Origin of the sequence: Buttiauxella sp. JUb87 (assembly GCF_004361975.1) — a bacterium.
Taxonomy (GTDB): domain Bacteria; phylum Pseudomonadota; class Gammaproteobacteria; order Enterobacterales; family Enterobacteriaceae; genus Buttiauxella; species Buttiauxella ferragutiae.
In genome coordinates this window covers 25,688-38,162 of the sequence record NZ_SNVY01000011.1, presented here as the reverse complement: position 1 = coordinate 38,162, position 12,475 = coordinate 25,688, and the positions used below count along the sequence as shown (strand labels likewise).

Annotated in this window: 12 protein-coding genes; 2 read left to right on the top strand and 10 right to left on the bottom strand. The window is 51.8% G+C overall.

Features of this window, described 5'->3' with window-relative positions; translation table 11 throughout:
* Window positions 1-286 precede the first annotated feature (286 nt).
* Together glpK and EC843_RS21925 are read right to left on the bottom strand one after the other, a co-directional pair.
* Window positions 287-1,801 (bottom strand): glycerol kinase GlpK, encoded by a 1,515-nt coding sequence (glpK, locus tag EC843_RS21930; RefSeq protein WP_064541712.1) that lies wholly within the window; start codon window positions 1,799-1,801, stop codon window positions 287-289.
* A 21-nt stretch (window positions 1,802-1,822) separates the two neighbouring features.
* Window positions 1,823-2,674 carry an MIP/aquaporin family protein gene (locus EC843_RS21925; RefSeq protein ID WP_064541709.1) on the bottom strand — a complete coding sequence of 284 codons (852 nt, stop codon included), beginning with the start codon at window positions 2,672-2,674 and terminating at the stop codon, window positions 1,823-1,825.
* 444 nt (window positions 2,675-3,118) lie between these two features.
* Between EC843_RS21925 and zapB the strand changes: the two genes are divergently transcribed.
* Complete coding sequence (gene zapB, locus EC843_RS21920) at window positions 3,119-3,358, top strand: septal ring assembly protein ZapB (protein ID WP_064561531.1); 240 nt, start codon at window positions 3,119-3,121, stop codon at window positions 3,356-3,358.
* 58 nt (window positions 3,359-3,416) lie between these two features.
* On the opposite strand, the gene rraA is transcribed toward zapB, so the two are convergent.
* The 7 genes from rraA to priA form a co-directional block, all read right to left on the bottom strand.
* Window positions 3,417-3,902 (bottom strand): ribonuclease E activity regulator RraA, encoded by a 486-nt coding sequence (gene rraA / locus EC843_RS21915; protein ID WP_064541702.1) that lies wholly within the window; start codon window positions 3,900-3,902, stop codon window positions 3,417-3,419.
* A gap of 92 nt (window positions 3,903-3,994) precedes the next feature.
* Entirely contained in the window at window positions 3,995-4,924 is a 930-nt protein-coding gene (gene menA, locus EC843_RS21910; protein WP_064541699.1) for a 1,4-dihydroxy-2-naphthoate polyprenyltransferase, read from the bottom strand.
* Window positions 4,925-4,999: 75 nt separating this feature from the next.
* Window positions 5,000-6,334, bottom strand: coding sequence for an HslU--HslV peptidase ATPase subunit (gene hslU, locus EC843_RS21905; protein ID WP_064541697.1), 1,335 nt, complete (start codon window positions 6,332-6,334; stop codon window positions 5,000-5,002).
* 9 nt (window positions 6,335-6,343) lie between these two features.
* Window positions 6,344-6,874: an ATP-dependent protease subunit HslV gene (hslV, locus tag EC843_RS21900; protein ID WP_064541694.1), complete on the bottom strand. Its 531-nt coding sequence runs from the start codon at window positions 6,872-6,874 to the stop codon at window positions 6,344-6,346.
* 215 nt (window positions 6,875-7,089) lie between these two features.
* Window positions 7,090-8,058, bottom strand: a complete 969-nt coding sequence (gene ftsN, locus EC843_RS21895; protein WP_121814601.1) for a cell division protein FtsN — start codon at window positions 8,056-8,058, stop codon at window positions 7,090-7,092.
* Between the two features lie 89 nt (window positions 8,059-8,147).
* Window positions 8,148-9,182: a DNA-binding transcriptional regulator CytR gene (cytR, locus tag EC843_RS21890; protein WP_064541688.1), complete on the bottom strand. Its 1,035-nt coding sequence runs from the start codon at window positions 9,180-9,182 to the stop codon at window positions 8,148-8,150.
* A gap of 165 nt (window positions 9,183-9,347) precedes the next feature.
* Window positions 9,348-11,543: a primosomal protein N' gene (priA, locus tag EC843_RS21885; protein ID WP_133523060.1), complete on the bottom strand. Its 2,196-nt coding sequence runs from the start codon at window positions 11,541-11,543 to the stop codon at window positions 9,348-9,350.
* A 208-nt stretch (window positions 11,544-11,751) separates the two neighbouring features.
* Between priA and rpmE the strand changes: the two genes are divergently transcribed.
* The gene (gene rpmE / locus EC843_RS21880; protein ID WP_034500060.1) at window positions 11,752-11,967 is read left to right on the top strand and encodes a 50S ribosomal protein L31; all 216 of its coding nucleotides are present in this window, start codon (window positions 11,752-11,754) and stop codon (window positions 11,965-11,967) included.
* A 187-nt stretch (window positions 11,968-12,154) separates the two neighbouring features.
* Here the strand turns inward: rpmE and metJ are convergent, their stop codons facing one another.
* On the bottom strand, window positions 12,155-12,472 hold the full coding sequence (metJ, locus tag EC843_RS21875; protein WP_034461414.1) for a met regulon transcriptional regulator MetJ: 318 nt from the start codon (window positions 12,470-12,472) through the stop codon (window positions 12,155-12,157).
* Window positions 12,473-12,475 lie beyond the last annotated feature (3 nt).

Genomic DNA, 12,475 nt, shown 5'->3' with positions numbered 1-12,475 from the left:
CCCGGTGGGCTGTCTCTTAGTCACATCTTTGAGGACTGGTTCCTGCCGAGCCGGAGAAGGTTCCGTTCACCAGGTGACAGCATGTTTATGTCGCGATTGATTTGCCGGGCGCCTGGATTATCAAGGGGTTGGCGTTAACCCCTTGATACGTTAACCGTTTGCGGGACTTACAGAGATAACTGAACTCACGGGTGAACGGAAAACCTGCGAGGCTTACAGATCTTACCCTGACAAAATTGCCAGGGTAAGTTGTGTATAAGAGACAGCTCCCGGTGGGTGAGGGCAATTAACTTTCTTCGTGATCTTCCCAGGCCAGCGCACGCTTAACGGCTTTTTTCCAGCCAGCGTAACGGTAATTACGTTCGGTTGTTTCGATACCCGGACGGAACTCTTTTTCGATAACCGCTTTCTCGCTGACTTCGTCCAGGTTCTGCCAGAAGCCAACGGCCAGGCCTGCCAGATAAGCGGCGCCCAATGCTGTCACTTCGCGAACTTCAGGGCGTTCAACACGAGTCCCCAAAATGTCCGCCTGGAACTGCATCAGGAAGTTATTCGCCACCGCACCGCCATCAACACGCAAAGCGTGTAAGCGAATATCAGCGTCAGCCTGCATCGCTTCCAGCACATCGCGTGTTTGGTAAGCGATGGACTCAAGTGTGGCGCGGATAATGTGGTTTGCGTTCACGCCGCGAGTCAGGCCGAAGATTGCGCCTCGAGCATACGGGTCCCAGTAAGGCGCGCCCAGGCCAGTAAATGCCGGGACGACATACACGCCGTTGGTGTCTTTTACTTTGGTGGCAAAGTATTCGGAATCCGTCGCGTCGCTGATCAGTTTCATCTCGTCGCGCAGCCACTGGATAGAAGCGCCGCCCATGAATACTGCACCTTCCAGCGCATAATTCACTTCACCGCGTGGGCCGCAAGCAATCGTGGTCAGCAAACCGTGAGTGGATTTAACGGCCTGCGTGCCGGTGTTCATCAACATGAAGCAGCCGGTACCGTAGGTGTTTTTCGCCATCCCTTCTTTTACGCACAACTGACCGAAGAGTGCAGCCTGCTGGTCACCGGCGATCCCGGCGATAGGAATACGCGTACCGCCTTTACCACCAATGTTGGTCTGGCCATACACTTCTGAGGATTTACGCACTTCTGGCAGCATGGCGCGCGGAATATCCAGCGCTTCCAGCATGCGATCATCCCAGGTCAGATCATGGATGTTAAACAGCATGGTTCGTGAGGCGTTGGTGTAATCAGTAACGTGCACGCGTCCCTGAGTCATCTTCCAGATTAACCAGGTATCGACAGTACCAAACAGTAATTCACCACGGCGAGCGCGCTCACGCGAGCCTTCAACGTGATCAAGAATCCACTTTACTTTGGTACCGGAGAAGTACGGGTCAACCACCAGGCCGGTTGCCGATTTGATGTACTCTTCCAGACCGTCGCGCTTGAGTTGCTCGCAGATTTCTGCGGTACGGCGGCACTGCCAGACGATGGCGTTGTAAATCGGTTTACCGGTCTCTTTTTCCCAGACAATCGCGGTTTCACGTTGGTTGGTGATACCAATGGCGGCAATTTGGTCTGAGTTGATGTCTGCTTTCGCCAGCACTTCTACTAGTGTGGAGCTTTGAGTTGCCCAAATCTCCATCGGGTCATGTTCTACCCATCCTGCTTTTGGGTAGATTTGCTGAAATTCGCGCTGCGAAACGCTAACGACGTTGGCATCGTGATCCAGGACGACGGCGCGAGAGCTGGTGGTTCCTTGATCGAGTGCGACAATGTATTTTTTTTCGTGAGTCATAATTTTGTCCTGAAGTCAGTCTTACAAAGAAGCATTTTGTTGTTTGGCGGCGCTGGATTTTTCTTCCTCTGCCACGCAAACATCACAAGGTAAATGGCGACCAATCAGCTTACGGTAACCAAAGGCACCTAACGCCGCGCCTACAATCGGGCCAAACACCGGTACCAGGAAGTAAGGAATATCACGGCCACCGGTAAAGGCGACGTCACCCCAGCCTGCTAACCAGGCGAAAAGTTTCGGGCCAAAGTCACGCGCTGGGTTCATGGCAAAACCGGTCAATGGTCCCATTGATGCGCCGATAACCGCAATCAACAAGCCAATCAGCAGCGGGGCTAACGGGCCACGAGGGACACCGTTGCCATCGTCCGTCAGCGCCAGGATAACGCCCATCAAAATGGCGGTAATCACCATCTCTACGGCAAAGGCCTGTACCAGATTAATGTGTGGGTTTGGATAGGTTGAGAAGATCCCCGCCAAATCCAGGCTTTCTACGCTGCCGCGCACCATGTGATGCGTCTGCTCGTAATCGAGGAATAAATTGTAATACAGGCCATACACCAAAGCTGCGGCACAGAACGCACCTGCAACCTGCGACACAATAAATGGCACCACTTTGCGTTTTTCAAAACAGGCGAAAAGCCATAATGCGATGGTCACCGCAGGATTGAGATGCGCGCCGGAAACCCCTGCGGTCAGGTAGATAGCCATCGCCACCCCTAACCCCCAGATGACGCTAATTTCCCACTGCCCGAAGCTTGCGCCCGCCACTTTTAAGGCGGCTACACATCCTACACCAAAGAAAATCAACAACGCGGTACCCATAAACTCGGCGATGCACTGACCTTTCAAGGTTGATGGAGCTGTCTGACTCATAATAGGGTCCTGAAGGCAAAATTAATGTTTATTGTTTGTTCGGGCATTCCCTGCCGCGCAGGTGCCATGTAGGCGTTGTGTTAATTTATCGTTAACGAACATAAACGAGAAATATCGAACTTTAAATTTGCGTGTCTCGTCATAAAAATGAGCGATCTCGCGCCAATTTGTGCGCATTATCACCCAGAGAAGATAACTTCGACATTCATAACCGCAATTAATGCGTTAACAAATAGTGATTTTAAGACATGCCGCCATTCGGTATATGCCGAAAAACGTTATGTTACGCAAAGAGCGCTTCAACTCGCTGGACACGGCTACTCACGCTACTTACAATCGAGACACGCTGCGTGGTGCGCATATATTCATAAGGTGTCTTCGGGGAATATCCGGGACGGGGATTTAGACATCCATCAACGCCTTGCAATTCAGGAGAGGTTCGAAATGTCATTTGAAGTGTTTGAGAAACTGGAAGCAAAAGTACAGCAGGCGATTGATACCATTACCCTGCTGCAGATGGAAATCGAAGAACTGAAAGAGACGAACACCAATCTGTCTCAGCAAGTTCAGCAATCTCAGAGCAATCATGAAGAATTAGTACGCGAAAACAATTCTCTGAAAGAGCAACAGCATGTGTGGCAGGATCGTCTGCACGCCCTGCTGGGTAAAATGGAAGAAGTGTAAGACCACAGCTTCAATAAAAACGGGCGCCCCAGGGCGCCCGTTTTGTTATTCGATTTTGTTACTCAATATCGAGGGGATCTTCGGAAAGGATAATGCCGGTGTTATCCGCATACAGATGGTCGCCGGAGAAGAATGTCACGCCGCCAAAGTTAACGCGCACGTCACTTTCGCCAACGCCAACACCAGCAGAGCCAACAGGAATGGCGGCAATTGCCTGAATACCAATATCCAGTTCCTCCAGGTCATCAACCTGACGCACGGCACCGTATACCACAATGCCTTCCCACTCATTTTGAGCCGCCAGACGGGCAAGTTCTGCGTCAATCAAAGCACGGCGTACAGAGCCGCCGCCATCGATCACCAAAACACGTCCACGGCCATTTTGTTCGAGCAGATCATACAACAATCCGTTGTCCTCGAAACATTTCACCGTGATGATTTGCCCGCCAAAGGACGACCGCCCACCGAAATTGGAAAACAGCGGTTCAACGACGTTGACATCTTCCTGATAGATGTCGCAAAGCTCGGAAGTATCATATTTCATAGGATTAAGATTCTGTTGCTGCACGAGTTGTCAGTATATCGCTTAATATTAACTGTTGGCAAAATCATCAATTGTTAATTGATATTTGTCAGCTAAAACGAAACCGTGCTGAGCACAACTCCTACCGCAAACAACAAGTTAGTGAGCAATGCGGCTTTCACTGTGCGTACAAGCATCGGGCGCATGGCGACAGGTTCCATTTCATTTAACACATAAAGCGCCTGTTTAATGAGCAACGGCGCGGCCAGGACAAACAACCATCCCCACAAATTTTGCAGCCAGACAAGATTGAATACTGCGAGGCACACCAGCGCTCCAATCAACAGGCAGGCATGATAACGACGTGCCAGCACTGGGCCTAATCGCACCGCCAGCGTGTTTTTACCGTTTTCCCGGTCGCTGTCGATATCGCGTAAATTATTGATGTTCAGCACCGCTGTTGCGAGCAATCCGCACGCCGTGGCGGGTAAAAAGACCAAAGGTGCCAGAGTATGCGCCTGCAAGTACCAGGTTCCCGCGACACTCAGCCAGCCAAAAAAGACCAGCACTGAAATATCGCCAAGCCCCATGTATCCATATGGACGTGTACCTACGGTGTAGGTAATTGCGGCGATGATTGCCAGCAAACCCAGCGCCATGAAACCGAGGAAATCGGCCAGTGTGTGGCAGGCGACAGCGACCAATGCCATGCCAGACAAGCAAATTAATACCACGCTAATGATCAGCGCTTTTTTCATTTGCGCCTGGGTAATCACACCTTTCTGCATTCCGCGCAATGGCCCTATTCGGTCTTCTTTATCGCTGCCTTTTACCGCATCGCCGTAGTCATTAGCCAGATTCGAGAGGATTTGCAGTAGCCCCGCAGTCAGCAACGCCAGTAACGCAATAGCCGGATTAAACACGCCTTGCCAAAAAGCCAACGCAGAACCACAAACGATAGAGGCAAAAGCCAGCGGTAAAGTGCGGGGGCGCAAGCTTTCAAGCCAGGCCTGAGTGGTGCTTACAGAGTGCGATTCGCTCATAGTTCTCTCTGTTAGATATAAAAAATGGAGGGCATAAGCCCTCCATTTGTAATGAAGAAAATACGTTGAGCGCGATTATAGGATAAAACGGCTCAAGTCTTCATCTGCTACCAACTCATCCAGATGTTTACTAACATATTCGGCATCGATCAGAATGGATTGGCCGCTCAGATCGCTGGCATCATAAGAGATGTCTTCAACCAGGCGCTCCAGCACCGTGTGTAGACGACGCGCACCGATGTTTTCGGTGGATTCGTTCACCTGCCATGCGGCCTCAGCAATACGGCGAATACCATCTGCGGTAAAGTCGATAGTCACGCCTTCAGTGCCCATCAGCGCTTTGTATTGCACAGTGATAGACGCGTTAGGCTCGGTCAGAATGCGTTCGAAATCTTCAACCGTCAGTGCCTGCAATTCCACACGAATTGGCAGACGCCCCTGCAATTCAGGGATCAGGTCTGACGGGCTTGCCACCTGGAATGCACCAGATGCAATAAACAGAATGTGGTCAGTTTTGACCATACCGTGTTTAGTAGAAACGGTGCAGCCTTCAACCAGTGGCAGCAAGTCACGCTGAACGCCTTCACGAGAAACATCCGGGCCGGAGCTGTTGCCACCGCGCTTACAGATTTTGTCGATCTCATCGATAAACACGATGCCGTGTTGCTCAACCGCATCAATCGCGTCTTGCTTCAGCTCTTCTGGATTCACAAGCTTCGCAGCTTCTTCTTCAATCAGAAGTTTCATCGCGTCTTTGATTTTCAACTTGCGTGGCTTTTGCTTCTGGCCACCCAGGTTTTGGAACATAGACTGCAACTGGTTGGTCATTTCTTCCATGCCAGGAGGAGCCATGATCTCAACACCCATCGGTGCTGCAGCCAGATCGATTTCAATTTCTTTATCGTCTAACTGGCCTTCACGCAATTTCTTACGGAAAGACTGGCGAGCCGCAGAAGGTTCTTGTGGCGCTTCAGCCTGGCCCCAGTTGTTTTTAGCTGGTGGCAGCAGAACATCAAGGATGCGCTCTTCGGCCATTTCTTCGGCGCGGAATCGGTTCTTTTCAATGGACTGCAAACGCACCATTTTCATCGCAGAATCAGTCAGATCGCGGATGATAGAATCCACTTCTTTACCAACATAACCAACTTCGGTGAATTTGGTGGCTTCAACTTTGATGAACGGCGCGTTGGCGAGTTTCGCCAGACGACGAGCAATTTCGGTTTTACCGACACCGGTTGGGCCGATCATCAGAATGTTTTTTGGCGTAACTTCATGGCGCAGCTCTTCATCAAGCTGCATACGGCGCCAGCGGTTGCGCAGCGCAATCGCCACGGAACGCTTGGCATTGTCCTGGCCAATGATGTGTTTGTTCAGTTCGCTGACAATTTCGCGTGGGGTCATTTCAGACATGGGGATTCCTTACGCCTTAGACGCTAATTCTTCAATAGTATGGAAATGGTTGGTGTAGATGCAGATATCACCGGCGATCCCCAGCGATTTCTCTACGATGTCACGAGCACCCAGTTCGGTGTTATCAAGCAGTGCACGCGCTGCGGCCTGTGCATAAGGGCCACCTGAACCAATCGCAATCAGATCATCTTCTGGCTGGATAACATCACCATTACCGGTAATGATCAGCGAGGCATTTTCATCGGCGACAGCCAATAGCGCTTCGAGCTTGCGCAGCATACGGTCGGTACGCCAGTCTTTTGCCAGTTCAACCGCCGCTTTCACCAGGTGGCCCTGGTGCATTTCTAGCTTGCGCTCAAACAGTTCGAATAGGGTGAAGGCATCCGCCGTGCCGCCAGCAAAACCGGCAATCACTTTGTCGTTATACAAACGACGCACTTTTTTAACGTTGCCTTTCATTACGGTGTTGCCGAGCGTGGCCTGACCATCACCACCGATTACGACATGGCCGTTACGGCGCACACTTACTATTGTTGTCACGAGCAGACCCCTTATTGCATCAGCTGTACCCTTCATAATTCAAGTTGTAGGTGCGTTGGCTTCTTTCAGTCACCCGAATCACTTACTTGAGTAAGCTCATCGGGATTCCTTCTTTTGCCGCCTTCCTTCAACCCGAATTATTTAGGGTAGAAATATGATCCCCAAAATATGTTCGGGGCTGAATGCAATTATAGATGGGGGGGATTTTGGGGGTTTCAACCCCCGGAGCCAAGACGAATACAGTTAGAGTGACCCGCCATCTTCAGACGGTTGATCGTACCATCGGCATTCTCTTTACCTTTGATTGGCCCAATCACCACACGATTCCAGCCATTGTTGGTGGTAATGCGCGAATCAAAACCTTCGAAAGCCAACTGCGCACGGACGGTTTCCGCCTGCTCACTGCCTTTAAAGGAACCACACTGTACCATCCAGCGTTTTTCGTCTTTCGGCTTTTCCTGTGGTGCCGGAGCGGGTTTGACCGCTTCGATCGGTGCTGCCGGTTGAGCCGCTTTGGGTTGTGTCGTTGTTGTCGCTGCACGCTGCTGGGTATGCGGCGGGGTTTGCAACAAATCTTGATACGGCTGCTGCGTTGACGTCGTCGTTCGCGGTTGCTGCTGCACTGGACGTGGCTGCTGCGTTACCGGCTGCGGCTGCACAGCTCTTGGTTGCGGTGCAACTTGTTGAGCGGTGAACTGTTGCTGTTGAATAGCTTTCTGGCGCTGGAGTGTGTGCTGGCGCTGTTCTGGCGTTTGCTCATTCCATGGCACTTCATTCAACTGAGTCGGCTGCTGGCGCATATCCGCCTGCATTTGCTCCAACAACTGGCGCTGCTCGCTGGTGAGCTGATCTTTATTCTGCACTTCGCCACCGGCAGTCGGCTCAGTAGGGCTACGCACACCGGTCTGGCGATTTTCCAGTTCTTTGATGTAACGCCAGCGTTCTTCCGGTTTAGGTGGCAGGCCGTTACCTGTGACTTTGTGTCCAGGCAGGGTTTCGCTTTCATCTTTCTTATGATGAGTAATGAAGTACAGGGCACCAATAAAGGTCACCAGAACGGCGGCCGCAATGGCGACCATTGTCGGCGAGACAGACGGTAGGCTGCGTTGCTTGCTGCGGGTGCTACTTTTCTTACGCCGCGTACCTGCCGATTGCCCGCGGCGTACATAATCTCGTTGTGCCACTATCGATTCGCTATATTTTTTACGTTTATCAGCCCGCCATGTTACTTAATGGACATCCCTTTGACCAGAATCCAGTGTCCTAAAGCGGTTCATTTTCTACTGCCAGGTGCGCTGGTGGTGCCTCGTTCAATGAGCTCACAATCCAGCAAACGCGAACCACTACTCACGGCTTGCCCGTGAAGCTGATCCAATAGCAACAGCATAGCTTCTCGCCCAATATCGAAACGGGGTTGCGCCACAGTGGTGAGAGGTGGGTCACAGAACTGTGACAGAGCGATGTCATCAAAGCCCATGATTGATAAGTCTTCTGGCACGCGCAAGCCACTGCGCTTGGCCTGAGACAATGCGCCCAGCGCCATAACGTCGCTATGACAGAACACAGCGGTTGGTGGATTTGGTAGTGCCAGTAATTTCGATAACGCCGCCGCACCGGCTTCGTAGGTGAAGTCTCCACGTGCGATGTAATGTGGATCGACCACCGTTCCCGTGCGGCGCAATGCCTGCACGTACCCTTGCAAGCGGTAGTGACAAAGCGGCATCTCTTCAGGGCCAGCAATACAGGCAATTTTTTGATGGCCAAGCTGTTGCAGATAATAAACGGCGTTGAATGCGGCCGTCAGGTTATCAATATGAACGGTTGGCAGTTCCAGTTCAGGCGCAAATTCATTCGCCATCACCATCGGCGGTAAATTGCGTTGCTCTTCGATGCTGGCATCAAAAGGAAGGCGCGAGCCGAGCAATAGCATCCCGTCAATCTGCTTGGTGATAATCAGATTGATGAACGTTTTTTCTTGCTGGTTTTGATGAGCGCAATCACCAATTAACACCAAATAGCCTTGTTCCGCCGCCGTCACTTCAATACCGCGAATGATTTCGCTAAAGAAGGGATCGCAGATATCCGGGACAATAACCAGAATGGTGCGTGATTCATTACGCTTTAAATTTCGCCCCAATGAATGGGGTAAGTAACCTACGGCTATAGCCGCTTGTTCCACACGATTACGAGTGCTTTGCGATACTTTATCCGGGTTCATTAAGGCCCTGGACACTGTTGCAGTTGAGACTTTCGCCTGCACTGCAACATCTTTCATGGTTGCATTGGCAACCTGATTCTTCGGCTTCAACTTCTTCTCCTCGCGTGCACTTTACAGGTGCTGACAACGTCCCTGGTGTCTGACCATGCTCACATTCTTAGCAGAAATTGAGACCCGTTGGTTACAGTTATTTCATTAAAAGTGTGATGGTTGTTGAATTTTTCGATCCGCTTCGCATATCCGTAGCGCTTTGTGCTACCCGTCTATCGGGTCAACATCCAGCATCCATTTCACTTTGCGTGATTCAGGTAACGTATTAACCAGTTTCAGCGAATGGCTAACCAGCCGTTGCAGGCGTGCGCGCGAAGGGTGTTGCAGCAGAATTTGCCAGCGGAAACGGCCCCCGCGTTTGGGCTGTAAACAAGGCACTGGCCCCATTATCCACAGTTGGTCATCCCTTAACGGGCTGGATTCCAGCAGATTTCGTAACTGCTGTAAAAACAGGGGGGCCTGATGGTTATTTTGGTCTTCCGCACGGAACATGATGTGGCTGGTAAACGGTGGCAAGAACACCGTCTGGCGCTCTTTCAAAGCCTGGCTGGCGAAATCGTCATAACCTTTGGTGAGCAATGTTTGTAATAAGGGATGCTCTGGATGGTGCGTTTGTAGCAGGACTTCGCCTGGTTTGCCTGCTCGTCCAGCGCGCCCGGAAACCTGAATATAGAGCTGGGCAAAGCGTTCTGCTGCGCGGAAATCAGCGGAAAACAGCGCGCCATCAACATCCAGCAAAGCCACCAACGTCACGTCCGGGAAGTGATGCCCTTTCGCTAACATTTGCGTACCAATTAAAATGCGTGCGCCGCCACGATGAACTTCCGCCAGTTGCTGTTCAAGCGCCCCTTTACGGCTGGTGGTATCGCGGTCGATACGCGAAATCGGCACGCCCGGGAATTCCGGCGCAAGACTGTGCTCAAGTTGCTCCGTCCCCATGCCGACCGGAACCAGATTAGTGGAACCACAACTCGGGCATTGCTGAGGAACCGGTCTTTGGCTGTCGCAATGGTGGCAGCGCAAATGGCGCTGGCCCTGGTGGTAGGTGTAGTAGTGATCGCAACGTGGGCATTCCGCTATCCAGCCGCATTCATGGCACAGCAGGGCGGGTGCAAATCCACGACGGTTAAGGAACAGAATCACTTGGTTATCAGCCTTCAAATGCTGGCCGATTTTCTTGATAAGCGCAGGTGCCAGGCCGGATTTCAGCGGTTGTCCTTTTAAATCCACCACTTGTTGCGTTGCCGGGCGCGCATTACCGGCGCGCTTTGTCAGGCGCAACTGCCGATATTTCCCCAAATGCACGTTGTGCAACGTTTCCAGAGCGGGGGTCGCGGAGCCAAGGATAATGGGAATATCCTCCGCATGTGCGCGATACACCGCTAAATCGCGTGCGTGATAGCGCCAGCCTTCTTGCTGTTTGTAGGAGCTGTCATGTTCTTCATCAATCACGATCACGCCGAGCCGGCAAAACGGCGTAAACAGCGACGAGCGTGTGCCAATCACAATCGCGGCCTCGCCACTGCGCGCTTTTAGCCACACGGCAAGACGTTCGCTGTCGTTAAGCCCGGAGTGCAGAACTTCTACCGGTGCGTTAAAACGCTCACGGAAACGGGCAATAGTTTGTGGCGTTAAGCCAATTTCCGGCACCAGAACCAGCGCCTGCTTGCCTTGTGCCAGCACATTTTCGAGCACGCTGAGATACACTTCCGTTTTGCCTGAACCGGTAATACCCGCCAGAAGCCAGACTGCAAAGCTTTCGGCTGAGCTGTGAATCGCACCGATTGCAGTGGCTTGCTCGGTGTTCAGGCGTAAACGTTCACCTTCGACGGAATAGCTATCGCGCCAGTCTTGCGTTGAAGGCGCGGCACTTTTCAGGCCGCATAAACCTTTAGCGCGCAGCGCTTGTAGCCCTGTTTCGCTGATTTCCAGCTCGCTCACCTGATGCCGCCAGATGATATTTTGTCGAACTGCCGCCAAAGCCTGTTGCTGCTTAGGTGCACGTTTCAGGCTATTAAGATCGGTGGCTTTACCTTCTTCAGTGGCAAACCAGTACCACAACGGCGCGTGGTGTGCGGGTTTCCCCTGGCGCAGCAAAATGGGCAGCGCGTGGAAAAGCACATCGCCAAGCGGATGGTGATAATACTCAGCAGCCCACAGCAGAACGCGCCACAGTGAAACAGGAAACAACGAAGCGCCATCCAGAACTTCAGCAACAGGTTTTAGTTCATTAATCGGCAATTCGCTGTGTTCACTAACGGCGACAACAATCCCGACAGCCTGGCGTTTACCAAACGGCACCATGACGCGACAGCCTGATTCCACCTGCATTCCATCAGGAACGAAATAGTCAAAAGTACGGGCAAGGGGAACCGGCAAAGCGACGTGGGCGACAGGCATGAATGCATCCAGGCTGATAAAAATGACGAGATAGTGTACACTGTGTGTTCCAGAAAATGCGGATCAGTTTGCATCCATTCGCGGGGTTCTGTATGATTCGCCGCCTTTGATGCGCAGTTTTTGGTATCAAAAAACCTAATTTATCAACTTCGCGTGGTGTCTGGCGTTAGGGCTGGAAGAGCGACGCGGCCTTATACAGAGGTTTTCCATGAAAAAGAATATTCACCCGAACTACGCAGAAATTACTGCAAACTGCTCATGTGGTAATTCTATCAAGATTCGCTCTACCGTGGGTCATGATCTGAACCTGGACGTCTGTGGCGAATGCCACCCGTTCTACACTGGCAAGCAGCGTGATGTTGCTACCGGTGGCCGCGTTGACCGCTTCAACAAGCGTTTCAGCGTTCCAGGCGCGAAGAAGTAATTCGCCGACGGTAAGAGAAAGGCGCCTAACGGCGCCTTTTTTGTTATTCCCGTCATCATTCAAGCCGTAGGGGTGTTGGCTGCACTCACTCACCCCAGTCACTTACTTCAGTAAGCTCCCGGGGATTTGCTCCCTTGCCGCCTACCTACGACTCGAATGCTATAGGGAATAAGGATAATTTCTGTAACTAGTATTCCCAGGTCTCTGGATCAATCCCCAACTCGCGCATGATCACCTTCGCTGCTTCAGGAATCTCATCACTACGTTCTTTACGCAGGTCCGCATCGTTTGGCAGCGGTTGGCCAGTAAACGCATGCAGAAATGCTTCACATAGCAGCTCACTGTTGGTTGCGTGACGCAGGTTATTCACCTGGCGACGGGTACGCTCATCGGTGAGGATTTTTAACACCTTCAGAGGAATGGAAACCGTAATTTTCTTTACTTGCTCACTCTTCTTCCCGTGCTCAGCGTAAGGGCTGATATATTCGCCGCTCCATTCAGCCATGAG

Coding starts and splice junctions, on each gene's coding strand:
- rraA (WP_064541702.1), bottom strand. CDS start 3,902: ATGAAATATGATACTTCCGAGCTTTGCGACATCTATCAGGAAGATGTC.
- priA (WP_133523060.1), bottom strand. CDS start 11,543: ATGCCTGTCGCCCACGTCGCTTTGCCGGTTCCCCTTGCCCGTACTTTT.
- glpK (WP_064541712.1), bottom strand. CDS start 1,801: ATGACTCACGAAAAAAAATACATTGTCGCACTCGATCAAGGAACCACC.
- menA (WP_064541699.1), bottom strand. CDS start 4,924: ATGAGCGAATCGCACTCTGTAAGCACCACTCAGGCCTGGCTTGAAAGC.
- rpmE (WP_034500060.1), top strand. CDS start 11,752: ATGAAAAAGAATATTCACCCGAACTACGCAGAAATTACTGCAAACTGC.
- EC843_RS21925 (WP_064541709.1), bottom strand. CDS start 2,674: ATGAGTCAGACAGCTCCATCAACCTTGAAAGGTCAGTGCATCGCCGAG.
- hslU (WP_064541697.1), bottom strand. CDS start 6,334: ATGTCTGAAATGACCCCACGCGAAATTGTCAGCGAACTGAACAAACAC.
- metJ (WP_034461414.1), bottom strand. CDS start 12,472: ATGGCTGAATGGAGCGGCGAATATATCAGCCCTTACGCTGAGCACGGG.
- zapB (WP_064561531.1), top strand. CDS start 3,119: ATGTCATTTGAAGTGTTTGAGAAACTGGAAGCAAAAGTACAGCAGGCG.